The 14,517-nt window shown below is 53.9% G+C and carries 15 protein-coding genes; 5 read left to right on the top strand and 10 right to left on the bottom strand.

The genetic code is table 11. From position 1 onward, the window contains the following. Positions 1 to 10: 10 nt before the first annotated feature. Complete coding sequence (locus QMQ05_RS07625) at positions 11 to 499, top strand: GNAT family N-acetyltransferase (protein ID WP_345474349.1); 489 nt, start codon at positions 11 to 13, stop codon at positions 497 to 499. A 107-nt stretch (positions 500 to 606) separates the two neighbouring features. On the opposite strand, the gene QMQ05_RS07620 is transcribed toward QMQ05_RS07625, so the two are convergent. Together QMQ05_RS07620 and QMQ05_RS07615 are read right to left on the bottom strand one after the other, a co-directional pair. After that, the gene (locus QMQ05_RS07620) at positions 607 to 1,617 is read right to left on the bottom strand and encodes an NADP-dependent oxidoreductase (protein ID WP_345474347.1); all 1,011 of its coding nucleotides are present in this window, start codon (positions 1,615 to 1,617) and stop codon (positions 607 to 609) included. A gap of 46 nt (positions 1,618 to 1,663) precedes the next feature. Beyond that, on the bottom strand, positions 1,664 to 2,050 hold the full coding sequence (locus QMQ05_RS07615) for a DUF1304 domain-containing protein (protein WP_334121578.1): 387 nt from the start codon (positions 2,048 to 2,050) through the stop codon (positions 1,664 to 1,666). A 96-nt stretch (positions 2,051 to 2,146) separates the two neighbouring features. Between QMQ05_RS07615 and QMQ05_RS07610 the strand changes: the two genes are divergently transcribed. Further along, positions 2,147 to 2,731 carry a TetR/AcrR family transcriptional regulator gene (locus QMQ05_RS07610; protein WP_345474344.1) on the top strand — a complete coding sequence of 195 codons (585 nt, stop codon included), beginning with the start codon at positions 2,147 to 2,149 and terminating at the stop codon, positions 2,729 to 2,731. Positions 2,732 to 2,833: 102 nt separating this feature from the next. Here QMQ05_RS07610 and QMQ05_RS07605 read toward each other — a convergent pair whose 3' ends face one another. The 4 genes from QMQ05_RS07605 to gndA all read right to left on the bottom strand — a co-directional run bounded on the left by QMQ05_RS07605 (position 2,834) and on the right by gndA (position 8,272). Then, on the bottom strand, positions 2,834 to 4,468 hold the full coding sequence (locus QMQ05_RS07605) for a carbohydrate-binding domain-containing protein (RefSeq protein WP_345474342.1): 1,635 nt from the start codon (positions 4,466 to 4,468) through the stop codon (positions 2,834 to 2,836). Positions 4,469 to 4,535: 67 nt separating this feature from the next. Then, positions 4,536 to 5,633: a bifunctional glycosyltransferase family 2/GtrA family protein gene (locus tag QMQ05_RS07600; RefSeq protein ID WP_334121581.1), complete on the bottom strand. Its 1,098-nt coding sequence runs from the start codon at positions 5,631 to 5,633 to the stop codon at positions 4,536 to 4,538. Further along, the gene (locus QMQ05_RS07595; RefSeq protein WP_345474339.1) at positions 5,630 to 6,634 is read right to left on the bottom strand and encodes a phosphodiester glycosidase family protein; all 1,005 of its coding nucleotides are present in this window, start codon (positions 6,632 to 6,634) and stop codon (positions 5,630 to 5,632) included. Before QMQ05_RS07595 ends, QMQ05_RS07600 begins: the two co-directional genes overlap by 4 nt. Positions 6,635 to 6,832: 198 nt before the next feature. After that, positions 6,833 to 8,272, bottom strand: coding sequence for an NADP-dependent phosphogluconate dehydrogenase (gene gndA / locus QMQ05_RS07590; RefSeq protein WP_345474337.1), 1,440 nt, complete (start codon positions 8,270 to 8,272; stop codon positions 6,833 to 6,835). A 206-nt stretch (positions 8,273 to 8,478) separates the two neighbouring features. On the opposite strand from gndA, the gene QMQ05_RS07585 reads away from it, so the two are divergent. Beyond that, positions 8,479 to 9,213 (top strand): FadR/GntR family transcriptional regulator, encoded by a 735-nt coding sequence (locus QMQ05_RS07585; RefSeq protein ID WP_345474335.1) that lies wholly within the window; start codon positions 8,479 to 8,481, stop codon positions 9,211 to 9,213. 96 nt (positions 9,214 to 9,309) lie between these two features. Here the strand turns inward: QMQ05_RS07585 and QMQ05_RS07580 are convergent, their stop codons facing one another. Together QMQ05_RS07580 and QMQ05_RS07575 are read right to left on the bottom strand one after the other, a co-directional pair. After that, the gene (locus tag QMQ05_RS07580) at positions 9,310 to 10,725 is read right to left on the bottom strand and encodes a GntP family permease (RefSeq protein ID WP_345474333.1); all 1,416 of its coding nucleotides are present in this window, start codon (positions 10,723 to 10,725) and stop codon (positions 9,310 to 9,312) included. Positions 10,726 to 10,773: 48 nt separating this feature from the next. Further along, a complete protein-coding gene (locus tag QMQ05_RS07575) occupies positions 10,774 to 11,295 on the bottom strand; it encodes a gluconokinase (RefSeq protein ID WP_345474331.1) in 522 nt (173 codons plus the stop codon). Positions 11,296 to 11,614: 319 nt separating this feature from the next. Between QMQ05_RS07575 and QMQ05_RS07570 the strand changes: the two genes are divergently transcribed. Further along, positions 11,615 to 11,875, top strand: coding sequence for a GlsB/YeaQ/YmgE family stress response membrane protein (locus QMQ05_RS07570; RefSeq protein ID WP_345474329.1), 261 nt, complete (start codon positions 11,615 to 11,617; stop codon positions 11,873 to 11,875). 186 nt (positions 11,876 to 12,061) lie between these two features. After that, on the top strand, positions 12,062 to 12,751 hold the full coding sequence (gene trhA, locus QMQ05_RS07565) for a PAQR family membrane homeostasis protein TrhA (protein ID WP_345474327.1): 690 nt from the start codon (positions 12,062 to 12,064) through the stop codon (positions 12,749 to 12,751). 75 nt (positions 12,752 to 12,826) lie between these two features. Here trhA and argE read toward each other — a convergent pair whose 3' ends face one another. After that, positions 12,827 to 13,993, bottom strand: a complete 1,167-nt coding sequence (gene argE / locus QMQ05_RS07560) for an acetylornithine deacetylase (RefSeq protein ID WP_345474325.1) — start codon at positions 13,991 to 13,993, stop codon at positions 12,827 to 12,829. A gap of 325 nt (positions 13,994 to 14,318) precedes the next feature. Continuing rightward, positions 14,319 to 14,513, bottom strand: a complete 195-nt coding sequence (locus tag QMQ05_RS07555) for a CsbD family protein (RefSeq protein ID WP_058254210.1) — start codon at positions 14,511 to 14,513, stop codon at positions 14,319 to 14,321. Positions 14,514 to 14,517: the final 4 nt, after the last annotated feature.

Raw genomic sequence — 14,517 nt, 5'->3', positions numbered from 1 at the left:
AAAACCCCTGTTGGCCGATGCCAAAGAACTTGCGAGCCTGCATGTGCGGTGCTGGAAAGAAACTTACTCGCAGTTGCTACCGGATGGCTTTTTCAGCGCTGAGCATCAACAGCAACGATTGAGCATGTGGCAAAGGATTCTGACAGATACGAATCCTGACTTTCGTATTGCTCTGGCCTGCAACCAGGAGGGCTCCTTAGTCGGTTTCGCCTTTGCCGCGGCCTGTTCGCCGGACATGGAGGAACGTCCTGCGGGAATTGAACGTCAGCTCTATAGTCTCTATCTCCTCAGCGATCATCATGGCTCGGGCGCTGGACAACAATTGTTAGATGCCGTGCTTGGCGATCAGCCTGCTCTGCTCTGGGTAGCGGAACAGAATCCTCGTGCGATCGCTTTTTATCAACGCAATGGTTTCGTTTTTGATGGCCAGACGGTGCAAGATCCTTTGGCGCCGCTGATCACCGATGCTCGCATGGTCCGTCTAGCCCCGCGGGCCTAGACGAACATCTTCCTATTCACAGGATCTTGGGGCAATAAGAAATCGCGGGGCTCACCGGTGTTGACCGGTAAGCCCCGCGATCTTCCTTCGAGGGAATACTGTGCAGACTAGATGCGGACCAGCATCTTGCCGGTGTTAGCTCCACCCATCATGTCTACGAATGCCTGAACGGTGTTTTCGATTCCGTCAACGATGGTTTCGTCGTAGGCGATCTTACCTTCGGCGAACCACTGTCCCATGAGTGCGGAGAATTCTTCTCCGTAGTTCAAGTAGCTGGCCAGGGTGAAGCCCTGCAGCTTGAGGCCACGGGTGATCAGGTTGGACATGTTTTCTGGGCCTGGGGTTGGCTCGGTGGTGTTGTAGCTGGCGATGGCACCACACAAAGCTGCACGGCCGCCGTCGTTGAACGCAGCCAGTGCTGCTTCGAGGTGATCTCCACCGACGTTGTCGAAGAAGACGTCAATACCTTCTGGGGCAGCTGCTGCCAGCTGTCCGCGCACGTCGCCGTCCTTGTAGTTGAAGGCAGCGTCATATCCGTACTTGCTGGTTAGCAGCTCAACCTTTTCGGGGCTACCGGCTGAACCGATGACACGCTTGGCTCCCATGAGCTTTGCGATCTGTCCGGCAGCGGTACCTACGGCACCGGCTGCACCGGAGATGAACACGGTCTCGCCTTCCTTAAGACCGGCAATAGCTTTCAGACCAACATAAGCGGTAAGCCCGGTCATGCCCAAGATGTGTAGGCGAAGCGAGCTTGGAACACCTGGCAGGTCTGGGATCTGCTTGAAGTTCGCTGCTGCTCCCTGTGCAAGATCCGACCATCCAAGCTGGTGCAGAACCAGAGTTCCTACTGGAAGCGAGCTGTCCTCGGAAGCGATGACACGGCCTACGGCTCCACCGGCGATCTGTTCACCAATCTGGAATGGCTTGACGTAGGAACGGGTGTCGTTCATGCGTCCGCGCATGTAGGGATCAACCGAAACGAATTCGTTGCGTACCCGCACTTCCCCTGCCTGCAGTTCTGCAAGTTCAATATGCTCAACGGTGAAGTTATCGTTGGTTGGCCAACCGGTGGGGCGGCTTGCGAGGTGGATCTGGGTGCTGGTGGTTTCACTCATGGTGTTGAGTACCTTTCCTTATTCGAATTTTTTCGGGTTTGAAAACTTAGAGGGTGACGCCGATGATCAGCGCGATAACCGCTAGCAGCGGGAAGACGCCCTGCTTGATGGCGGCACCTGCCTTAGATGGGCTGGAGATAATCAGCACTAGGGCTGCGAGCAACATCGATCCGGCTCCGGCGAAAATCAGGGTTGTCCCGATCACTGGCTGTCCGGCGATGTGGAAGATAATGCCGGCGAAAGCGGCGATGGCGAGGAAGAGGTTGTAGAAACCCTGGTTGAATGCCATCTCTTTGGTGGCTTCAGCTTCAGACTCGGTGGAGCCAAATGTTGCGCGAACCTTCGGTGTGGTCCACCAGAGGGATTCCATGAAGAAGATGTACACGTGAAGCAAAGCGGCCAATCCGGCCAGGATGAGTGCGGTGATGATCATGGGAACAGCTCCTGTGAGTTTTGTCGGAACAACATTCTGTAACGTCCATTTCAATATATACTGTAATGGTCGTTTCCGAAAGTAGAAAGGTATGTGATGGCAAGAACATTAGCCTTCGACAGTACCGCCGTCATCAAAAAAGCACGTTCGCTCTTTTGGGCTAAGGGATTTGAGGCCGCTTCCATCCCAGAGCTCGAGGCCGCCACCGGGCTGAGCCGTTCGAGCATCTACAACTCCTTCGGATCAAAACGAGGCCTCTTCGATGCAGCGGTCCAAAGCTACCTCAATGAAATCGTTCGACCTCGGTTACAACCACTAACTACCGAAAATGTCGACAGCGATGCACTCATTGAGTATTTTGACGGACTCATTTCCATCTTCAGCCAACCAGATGCATTACCAACAAGCAATGGATGCATGCTGATCAATACCGCTAGCTCACCCCTATCAACAGATTCACATGTCTCGGCAGTAGTTCAGACATATCGTGAGGAACTCGAATCGGCTTTTAGCCGAGGTATCCAAGCATTTCGCGGGGACCTTGATTCAGCGGTTCAACAGCGTTTGGCGTCAACCGTCACTGGTCTGGTTGTTGCTGCCTTTGCGCTGGTTCGTATTGCACCCGAACAGGCCCGCACCTTACTTGAGGACGCAAAAGCACTCGTTATCAGCGAACCCTAGACACAGCACAACCTGCCGGAAACGACACTGAACCCCGCCATCCCAGCTCATGAATGGGACAGCGGGGTTCAGTTTCTTATCAACCCTATGAATTATTGAATTTTAGTTGCCACCAGGACCGCCACCCTGACCGCCCATGCCGCCTCCCATGCCGCCGCCGCCCATACCGGACTCGAATTCTCCAGCGGTCACAGTGGTCACCTTCGTTGCATCGGTAATGTCACCGGTTCCCAGGCCAGCATCAACGTCGGCGGTTCCTCCGGTGTAAATGCTGTAACTTTCACCATCAACGATGTCAGAGCTGGAATACACGACATTGGCAGTAGCCTTTGAAGTCACAAAGCTAGCTACGACGCTTCCGCTTGAATCAACGATATGAATGGCTACACCCGCATCGACCGTGGTTCCCAAGGACGCTTGTACGCCGGACTGCTTGGACGAATCGCTAAGTCCTTCGGCCATGCCTTCGCTACCTGCAGCGACGAGTACGCCACCGTCTACCGAGATATCGCCATTGGCATCGAGTGCGCCATTGCCACCATTGGTTGGGCCATTGACAACGGTGGTGCCACCGGTGACTGAAATATCTCCGTTGGAATCCAGGCCATCGCCATCAGCGGAGACGGTGATCGTGCCTCCAGAAATGTTCAAGTGCGCGTCCTGTGCGGAATCCATGCCTCCGCCACCACCTTGAGCGGTGTCCTCGGAGCTACCAACACTGGCGTTGATTCCATCATCGCTGGCAGTCACATTCACGGTAGCACCGGAAAGATTGATGGTCGGAGCTTCAATCCCCTCATTAGATTCGGTGACCGTTGCGGTTCCCCCACTGAGCGTCAGCAGCTGTTCAGCCTTTATTCCGTCGTCGCCAGCCGAAACGGTCAGAGCACCGCCATACTGGTGCAGCCAACCACGGTCAGCGTCTGAGTCGTTAGTGGACTTGATCCCATCATCGGCAGCCGTAACATCCACCGTTCCACCTAGTAGAGCTACGTAGTCTTTGCCTTTGATACCGTCATCCGCTGCGGTAACAGTCACCTGTCCCGAAGCAATGACCAGACCGTCTTTGGTAACGATGCCATCTTGGTAATTACCCTTGACATCCAACGAGCCATCGCCCGCGATCGTCAGGTCTGCCATCGAGTAGATTGCTGCATTCGCTGCATCTTCGGAGGTATCCGCGTAGGTACTCGCATCCGAAACTGAGTTAGTGGTGCCATCCTCTAGGTAAAGCATAGTCTCATTGGACTCATCAATCTGAATTGCTGAGCCAGTCGAACTGGTAATCGACGCGTTGTCCAAAATGATTCGAACGACGTCTTCCTTGCTGGCGGTAACGACAATCTTGCCGTCGCTGAGTGAACCTGAAAGTCGGTAGGTGCCTGCTGCGCTAATCGATACGGTATCCCCATCGACAGAAACACTGTCCGCGTCGGTTCCCGAGGCTTGTGTATTTCCATCAGCCAAAGTGACAGTCGTTTCTTTTGCCGAGTCCCATTGAAGATCGTCCTCATCAAAGTGAGTGTCTTCGGTAACGTCCGATGCGGATACGGAAGAAGCTGCACTTGCTGAGCTGTCGCTCTGGGACACCGTGGAAGCGCTGCTAGCGCTGCTTGTTGCGTTGATGGCATCCGCGACGGTGGTGCCGCTACCGCTTGTTGCACAACCTGCCATGGTCAGCGCTAGCGATAAGGCGGCGACTGAACTTAGTGCTTTGACTTTCAAGGAACGTTTCATGAGCATTCTTTCTTCATTCAAAAGGGAATTGACAGTAATTTATTACTGTTCTTCGGAGGGTATATAACTATTTTTCAATACCTCTCTGTGTTGATTCTGTATTCACCAAATGCCCAGCTTGTGAATCTTGAAACACCACACTTTGGCGACCTCGTTTGCGAAACAAGAACCGTTTTTGTACAGAGAAACTCACCAAGAATAAAATGATTTCTGTGAGAATCTTAGCCAGCAACAAAGGAATTCCTATGGCTGATAGCAGCGTCAGCAACTCATAATTTCCGAGGAGAAGCACAATGGCCAACAGCGCGTATCGGATTATCGTTGAGCGCAGCGGTAGCGAGCGGCCCTCGGCGAAAACCAGTTGACGGTTGATCCAAAAGTTCACCGCAGCGCTCCCCAGGCGTGCCAGGATCACTGCAGGCAAGAGGTCTTTGAACAAGGCCGTGAACACCAGGAGCAAAATCGTGTCTACGGCGAACCCTGCCAACGACGAAGCCGAAAACTTCAGTAGTGGCGCATAGATCCGAATCGAATCCGCTATTGGCCGGAAGTGCGAACTCTCATTGTCATCGAGGTAGATGGTCTGAATCTTCACCGATTCAAGGGCAATGTCATTCCTCTTCGCTTCGAGGAGCATATTTAACTCATATTCGTAGCGCTCGCCGGCCACACTTTCGAGCCACCCAAGAATTTCCGCTGGGAAACCACGAAGCCCTGTTTGTGTGTCGTTGAGCCAGGTTCCCGTGGATAGCGCGAAGAACAAGGCAGTAACCTTATTCCCGAAGCGGCTACGCAGCGGTACTTTGCCTGAAAACTCACGCTCGCCCAGAACGATGCTCCTGTTGTGGCCAACTTTCTTTGCGACTGCGTAAATATCCTCAGCGGTATGCTGTCCGTCGCAATCCGCGGTGACTACGCCATGTCCTGGGAAGTTTTCCGCGATAAAACTGAATCCTGTTTTTAGTGCAGCCCCCTTTCCAAGGTTGACGGGGTGCTGGACAAGTACTGCGCCTTGGCGTTGAGCGTAAGTGAAAACTTCTTCTGACTCAGGGCCACTACCATCGTCGATAACAACCAGAACTGTTTCGTTGCGTTCTAGTTCGAGTGAATCAATCAGTAGGTTGAGCTTTTCATCAGGTTCGTAGGCTGGGATCAGGAGAATCATTGAGTTTCTCCCTGTCCTGCAATGAATAGAATGTCGGAGGTTCCGCGCTCTTGATTTCGGCCCAGAGGGTTGTTGACCAACTGGCCATTGAAGAACATGGTCGAAGAGCCGCCACCATCAATGTTGTAGGCCGTCTCGCATCCTAGGTCCAGCATGATTTGTGCCAGCTCCGGCATTGTCACACCGACGCTATATCCTTCTGATCTACCGTCAACAACGACAAAGACATAGTGATTCTTATCGATGAATCCGACTGCGGTGCGTGGTTGCTGCCCCTGGATTGAATGGTTACCGAAGTTAGTGTCGACTTCGACCTCGTCGATTCCATCGACCTGTGCCGAGTCTTTTACGACTGCCGGGCCAAAGGACAGGGTATGCCATACGCCCTCTGAGACAAGTGTGTCTGCGTCTGTAGTTGTTTCGTCATAGACCTTGACGCTGCCGTCCTTGTAGAACGCTAAGCCTTCGCGTGCACCTTTATCGCGATAGGCCACGCCGTTGCGAATGATAATGCCGGTGTCGCGGAAGCCGTAGTAGTCGCCGTTGATCGCAAATATTGCTGAGTTGTTCTCCGCGATAACGCTCGTGGTCTCGGTGATATTTTCGCCGAAGCTGTCTTTGGCGAAGGCTGAGGCAAGAACTGTTCCTTGTGAAAGCTGTAGGTCAGCGACAAAGTACGTGACTTGGCTGTTGCCGCTTCCAGTGACGGTCTTGGAGATATTGATCTTGGCTAGATCAGAGGTGTAGCTGGTATCGGTGACGGTAGCAGCGGTGTTTGAAGTGGTAGTTGCAGTAGCAGCTGCAGCGCTGGTAACGCCTGTTTGTTCAACATGCTCAACAACAAATCGGTCCAGTGCCCATCCCGCACCGCCACCTGCCGAGGCGAGGACCGCTAGCGAGCCAATGAGTACTGTTCTGCGCGATGGCTTTTTACTCTTGCCCTCTTTTTCGGACGCTAATTGCTGTGCTCTTGTTTTTTGCGATTGCGAAGAATTTGTCATGGAAAAATTTATATAATCGCTACCTGTCAGCAGATCTCGATCTACTTAGGTATTTTCCATGAATGCGAGTTCATGACGGTTATATCCCCGGTAATCCCGGGAATATTCCTGACTTTGTGATGCGCCTCCTATTAAGAAAAACCGGCCTTCTTTCTAAGGAATTCCTTTGAAAGAAGGCCGGTTTTTGCTGTGAAAACTCTAGTGAGTATCCTCTGCTGCAACCTCGGAACGATCGCCGCTCCACAAGGTGTGGAAGGTGCCTTCCTTATCGGTGCGACGGTAGGTGTGTGCACCGAAGAAGTCACGCAGGCCCTGGGTCAGGGCAGCTGGCAAACGATCGCGACGCAGGCCATCGTAGTAAGCCAGCGACGAGGAGAAGACCGGTGCGGGAATGCCCAGCTGGACTGCTACTGCAACAACGCGGCGCCATGCTGGAACAGCCTTGGTGATCGCTTCAGCGAACGCTGGAGCGAACAGCAGGTTGGCTGGCTTCTCATCAGCGGAGTAAGCAGCGGTGATGTCCTTGAGCAGCGCTGCACGGATAATGCAGCCTTCACGCCACAGGCCAGCAATTTCGTCCAGCTTCAGCTCCCAGTTGTATTCACCGGCAGCGGAGGTCAGCATATCGATGCCCTGTGCATAGGAAACCAGCTTCGAAGCGAACAGTGCCTGGCGCACGTCTTCGATGAAGTTCTCTGGCAGGGTGACCTCGGTGGTGTCTGCGCTCAGTATCTTCTGGCCCACGGCGCGGATGTCGCGCTGGGAGGACAGCGAACGGGCGAAGACCGATTCTGCAATGGCCGAAACTGGTGAACCCATGTCCAGACCGGACTGTACGGTCCAACGACCGGTGCCCTTCTGACCAGCGGAGTCCTGAATAACGTCAACCAGAGGCTTGCCGGTGGCGGCGTCGGTGTGGCCAAGAACTTCGGCGGTGATTTCGATCAGGAAGCTGGAGAGCTCGCTCTGGTTCCACTCGTTGAAGATTTCAGCCTGTGCTGCTGGCTCGATGCCTGCAGCGCTACGCAGCAGGTCGTAAGCTTCGCCGATAACCTGCATGTCGGCGTATTCGATGCCATTGTGCACCATCTTGACGAAGTGGCCGGCACCATCGGTGGAGATCCATGCACAGCAAGGGGCGCCATCGTCGGCCTTGGCGGAAATCTTCTCCAACATTGGGCCCAGTGCCTTGTAGGACTCAGCCGAGCCACCTGGCATGATCGATGGGCCAAGCAGTGCGCCCTCTTCGCCTCCGGAAACGCCAACGCCAACGAAGTGTAGGCCCTTCTCGTTCAGCGCAGCTTCGCGGCGACGGGTGTCGGTGTAGTGCGAGTTGCCTGCGTCAATGACGATGTCACCTTCATCAAGCAGCGGTACCAGCTGGTCGATGACGGAATCTACTGGACCGCCAGCCTTAACCATGATCAGAACACGACGCGGGGTTTCAAGGTTCGCGACCAGTTCTTCGAGGCTTTCGGTGCGGATGAAGTCGCCTTCATCGCCGTGCGCCTCGAGCAGCGCGTCAGTCTTTCCAACCGAGCGGTTGTGCAGGGCGACAGTGTATCCGTTACGGGCGAAGTTACGGGCGAGGTTTGCGCCCATGACGGCCAGACCTGTGACACCAATCTGTGCAGGCATAAAAATAAGTCTCCATCAATTACGGGGAGGTGTGCCGTTTAACAGAGACCACAAACATGGCCCCTGAATCACGACCACGTGACCTTCCCATCCTACTAGGCACAGGGCCTTGTTTCCCAGAGAACTACCAAAGTTAAAACATATTTATTCTGTGTGTATGGAGGACACAACACAATTTGTCCCTAGTCGTTAGCTAAACTATCCCTATGGCAACTAGTCTGCACGCTCATGTGGTTGAGCATCTCGGCTCCCGCATCGTCAGCGGACAAATCCCTCGTGGCTCCATTCTGCTCGCAGCAGATTTAGAACAGCGCCTTCAAGTCTCTCGTTCAGTCATTCGTGAAGCGGTCCGAGTCTTAGCCCAATCTGGTTTAGTCACCAGCACCAAGCGTGTTGGCATTCGTGTAATGGGAGCTGAAAGCTGGAATCCCTATGACGATCATGTGATTCGCTGGCGCCTGGCAAGTGACCAGAAGGGCACACAATTGCGCTCGCTGACCGAGCTTCGCATCTCCGTGGAACCCATGGCTGCTGAGCTAGCTGCAGAAGTCGCACCAGAGACGATGCGCAAAGAGCTCATGATGATCTCGGCTCAAATGAGTCACTATGGCCGCCAGGGTGACCTGCGCCGGTTCTTGGAGCTCGATATTCGTTTCCATGCGCTTGTTCTGGCTGCCTCGGGCAATGAAATGTTCGCAAACCTTTCAACCCCCATCGGCGCAATCCTTCGTGGCCGCACCGAACTTGGGCTGATGCCTGAGCGTCCGCACGAGGAAGCACTGCTCTGGCACCAGTCGGTAGCCGACGCCATCTCCAATTCTGATTCGGCCAGTGCCCGCAAGAACATGGAAAGCATTATGCGTCGTACGCACAATGAAATCTGCAGCCTTTGGGAGGGCCAGCCACGTCTGTTTGTGGATCCTGCTAAGGACGCTAAGTAGTCTTCACGATAGGCCTCAAGACAACAAGAAATCCCTTGCGACCAACGAGTTTGAACTCATTGATCGCAAGGGATTTTTCGCTATTCGCTGGATACCTTAGGCGATTGCGCTGGCAATACCGTAGAGCACCATCACGAAGATGAAGCCAACTACCGATACCAGGGCCTGGCCAACGGTCCATACACGCAAGGTCGTGGAGACATCCATCTGCAAGAAGCGCGATACCAACCAGAAGCCGGAATCGTTGACGTGACCGGCAAATACCGAACCAGCAGCCAGCGCCAGAACCATGGTGGCTACCTGGAATGCGGTCAACGAGCCATCGGCCAAAACGGCCGGCTGAACGATGGCAGCAGCAGTGGTCAGTGCAACGGTAGCCGAGCCCTGAGCCAGACGCACGATCGCCGCGATCAAGAAGCCCGCGATGATCAGTGGCATGCCTACCGACTGCAGCGAATCAGCAATGGCATCGCCGATACCGCTGGCGCGCAGAACGCCACCGAACATACCACCGGCACCGGTGATCAGGATGATGGAACATACTGGGCCAAGCGCCGAATCCACCACGGTTTCGATTAGGGTCTTATCCTTGCCCTTACGGAAGCCGAGCAGGAACATGCCAAGCAAGACAGTGATTAGCAGTGCCACTGGGGTTTCACCGAAGAGGCGAAGCCAAGTGACCCAGGCGGCGTCAGCATCAACGACACCAGCGCTGCCGAGCATGTTCAAACCGGTGTTCATGAAGATCAGCAACAGTGGCAGAAGTAGCAGGCTGAAGACGGTGCCTACCGAAGGCGAGGACTTGAAGTCATCTTTACCAGAGCCATTGCCCAGCGCTGCATCCAAAATGTCAGGTACTGGAATGTCGAACTTCTTGCCGACGAACTTGCCGAACAGGTGACCGGAGAAGAACCAGGTTGGAATAGCAACGATCAAACCTAGGATCAGGACCAGGCCAACATTGGCTTCGAGGAGTCCCGAAGCTGCCACTGGACCGGGGTGTGGCGGCACGAAGACGTGCATCACCGAGAACGCGGTGGCTGCTGGGATGGCGTAGAAAAGTACAGATCCACCGAGGCGACGAGCCACGGTGAAAATGATTGGAAGCATGACCACGAGGCCTGCGTCAAAGAAGATCGGGAAACCGAAAAGCAGCGAAGCAACGGATAGTGCCAAAGGTGCACGCTTCTCGCCAAACTTGGAAATCAGCCAGTTGGTCATCACTTCGGCGCCGCCACTGGTTTCCAGCATTCGGCCAAGCATGGCGCCTAGCCCGACAAGCAATGCAACGCTGGCAAGTGTCGAGCCGAAGCCGCTGGTCAAAGTTGTAATAACCGAGGCTGCCGGAATACCGGCTGCAATTGCTGTGAGCAAGCTGGTCAGTACGAGGGCCACGAATGCGTGGACCCGGAATCGAATAATGAGAACCAGCAGAACGGCAACCGCCGCCACCGCTAGGCCGAGGAGGCCGGGGGTACCCAGCGTCCAGTTCATTTCGAGCTCAGATGTCATTGTCGTCCTTGATCAATGTTTTGTTCGTACCAGGTTCTGGTACGCGGCTTAGGAGAGGTGTGCGATGTTCAGGTCAGCTACGAGCTGGCGCACGATGTCCTCAGGTGAATTAGAAATGTCGGCAGTGAGCACTGCTTCATCGACGGTAGGCAGTTCTAGAGTGGCCAGCTGGCTGTCGAGTAGCGAGGACGGCATGTACTCGTGTGAGCGTGCGTTCATGCGATCACGAATGACAGCTGATCCACCAGTGAGATGCACAAAAATAGTGGAAGGTTCCAGAGATCGAATGAGATCTCGGTAGCTACGCTTCAGGGCTGAACATGCGATTACCAGTGGTGCACCTTGTTTGGTGCCATCTGCGAGTTTTTCTCCGATGACCCGCAACCATGGTTCACGGTCTTGATCATTGAGCGCTTCGCCAGCTGCCATTTTGTTCTTGTTGGCCACCGGGTGCAGGCTGTCACCGTCGATGAATTGACGGTTTAGTTCGTCTGCCAGCATCTGACCGATGGTTGTTTTACCGCTGCCCGAAACACCCATAACGACGATGGCTGGGACCAGTTCACTCATGTTTTCACTCCGTCGTGCGTAAACCTAATATCAGACTTAAGGACAGTTGGTTTGGATAAAATCTGATTTAACAAGCCTAAGAGCGCAACCTGCGACTGTCAAACATTACGGGCATCACAGTTCACAATCTCTTCAAAAATTCAGATCAAACCATGTTTACGTGTCAAATGAGATCGAAGCTTCAAGTTCTGGTTGAATCTTCTACCTTAAAAATCAGAATTCTCCCGCCGAAAATGTAGAACCCCAGTTCAAAGCCATGTAATCTCTGAAATGAGTGGTCAAACCCGATCACTAAAGAATCTGACCATTGGAGCAAATCATGGGATTCATTGGATGGATAGTTTTAGGCCTAATTGCTGGCGCAATTGCAAAGGCAATCCTGCCCGGTAAGCAGGGCGGCGGATGGTTCGCAACCTTGTTGCTAGGCGTCGTCGGCGCAATTCTCGGTGGCTGGATTGGCGGCGCCGTCTTTGGCAAGGGAGATCTGAGCTTCTGGTCGCTATGGAGCTGGATCCTTGCAATCGGTGGCTCCCTCATAGTTTTGGTCATCTGGGGATTCATCACCAAGAAACGCGCATAGTCGCTTCTAAAGATTTCAACTCCTCGCACGAGTAGAGAACCCGCCAGCGATAGCAACTTACATTGCTATCGCTGGCGGGTTCCTTTATGCCTGTAACGCCGATCTAGGCACAGTTGAAACCCAGAAATTCATCGTAGACTTCAAACACTAGGGTTCATTCCCCCAGCACGACATTAAAGGACTCCCGTGGCCATTGATCCGCTGATTCCCACCGCTGAAATTCAAGCGCCGAAAAAATTCTTGTCAATCGGAACTGAACGAACGCGATGGCGCGGCTTGATCCACGCATGGTCAACGCCGGTGATCATCGTGATGAACTTGGTGCTTGTCGTTCTTGCCAACGGCCATCTGGCTGAATGGACCAGCGCAGTCTTCGCACTATGCTCCATCCTGCTATTTGGTACCTCAGCGCTCTACCATCGTGGCAATTGGACCGATAAGGTCATGGGTCTATTTCGACGAGCAGATCACGCAAACATCTTTCTGTTGATCGCTGGCACCTACACTCCGGTTGCGGCCATGACCCTGCCTGGCAAGCAAGCCATTATCGTTCTCTCGATCATTTGGGGTGGAGCGCTGGCAGGCATCGCCATCAAAACCCTCTGGCCGACCGCTCCTCGTTGGTTAGGTGTGAGCTTGTACGTTCTCCTCGGTTGGAGTGCCATGATGCAATTACCTGCATTTTGGGCCTACAACCCAGCAGTCATGATCCTTATTGTGACTGGCGGGCTCGCGTACACCGTGGGCGCCGTCTTCTACGCGACCAAACGGCCTAATCCCCTACCGACGATCTTCGGTTTCCATGAGCTCTTCCATGCCTGCACGATCATCGCTTTCCTTTGCCACTGGACAGCAGTGTTACTCGTAGCCCTGTAGGCAAAGCTACGTGATAGTAAATTGATAGGCCGCCGACTCGAACGAGTCGGCGGCCAATCTAATTTTCAGTTCTAATCAGCTCAGCTGGGCAATCAGCGAGTCAATGAAGTTCTCACATTCCGCCAGCTGGTCTAGCAGTACATACTCATCTGGGGCGTGGGCTTGCGCGATATCGCCAGGTCCACAAACGACAGTCGGAATACCTGCCGAGGAAAACAAGCCAGCCTCAGTTCCGTACGTAACCTTCTCGTCAGTCGCGATCGCACCGCAGGCGGTCGCTAGGGCGACAATTTCTTCGCCCGGCTCGGTATCGAGACCTGGCGCACCAGCCTGTTGCTCGAAACTGACGGAGCACGACGGATTCTTCTCGCGCATTTGGGCTTCGAGCTTCTTTGCCTCGTCGCGGAATCGGGAGGTGAGTTCCTCACGATCCACTACCGCCAAAGAACGGTATTCAAAAAATACGACAGCCTGCGATGGAATGGTGTTCACTGCGATGCCGGCGTCAAACTTGTTCACGTTCATCGTCGTGGTCGGTTCGATGAACGCGTCGTCACGCGGTCCACTGGTTCGTAATTCTGCGGTGATTTCCTCAACGAAGTTCGCAAAACGTAGAGCGTAGGAAATTGCGTTGACACCTTCGGAAGGAAGCGAAGAGTGCGCAGCCACCCCATTAAACTGCACGCGGAACACGTTCATGGACTTATGTCCGCGGATCGCGCGCATACTCGACGGCTCCCCTACGAAGCATCCGCGTGGCGCCAACCCATCAGCCACAATTTTCTCGACTAAACTCACGGCACCGACGCATCCAACCTCTTCGTCATAGGACAATGCCAAGTGGATCGGTTCAGTGAGTTGAGCGGTGGTGAGTTGGTCAAGTTTGGCCAGGATAACCCCGATATAGCCCTTCATATCGCAGGCCCCACGCCCATAAAGTTTGTCACCACGCACCTCGGCCTCAAAGGGCGCGCTGCTCCAGTCCTGCCCATCTACCGGAACAACATCAGTATGGCCAGAAAGCACGATTCCACCGGTACGGTTTCCGTTACTTGCAGGGATCGTGGCAAGAAGGTTGGCTTTGGACCTATCTTCATTGTGGATGAGTGTTGACTCAATGCCGTACGCTTGAAGTTTCTGCACGACGTTATTGATCAGTGGCAAGTTGGTATCGCGACTAGTCGTGTCCACGGCAATCAGTTCGCGAATTTCTTTCATGCTTGCTTCGGACGGCGTAGCCATAACAACTCCTGAGTACTCGGCTTTCTGATACTCATTTCATGCTGTCATACCGCATGACTAGGGCATAGAAGATTTCGTACTAAGGCTATGCATCCTGATGATCAGCCTGTCCCACCCCTGAAGTGACACGAGGATAGCCCGCTCCAGTGACCCGTCTACATCTGATGGAATTGCTACCTCTTCCAGTGCTGCCATTAGAAGCGGATAGATACTAGATTGATCTTTTGGTCCAGCTCGTTGTGCACAGACCGGAGAGCTGGAATCGAACCACCAGGCAGCAAAAAGGCACCCGCTTATAAGCGGGTGCCCCTTCGAGACTGAATGTTTACTTATTGAATTCGTCGCGTACGTCCTTAGCGGCGTCCTTAACAGCTTCGCCAGCCTGCTTTGCCTTGGCTGCTGCCTGATCCTTCAGGCCTTCAGCCTGCAAGTTCTCATTGTTGGTTGCATCGCCTACGGTTTCTTTAACCTTGCCGGATGCTTCCTGAGCCTTGTTCTTGATTTTATCGCCTAAACCCATGAGA

The sequence above is a fragment of the Glutamicibacter sp. B1 genome (genome assembly GCF_039602135.1).
Classification (GTDB): Bacteria; Actinomycetota; Actinomycetes; order Actinomycetales; family Micrococcaceae; genus Glutamicibacter; species Glutamicibacter ectropisis.
The sequence above is the reverse complement of the archived record's forward strand: the minus strand, read 5'-3'. Positions and strand labels throughout refer to the sequence as shown.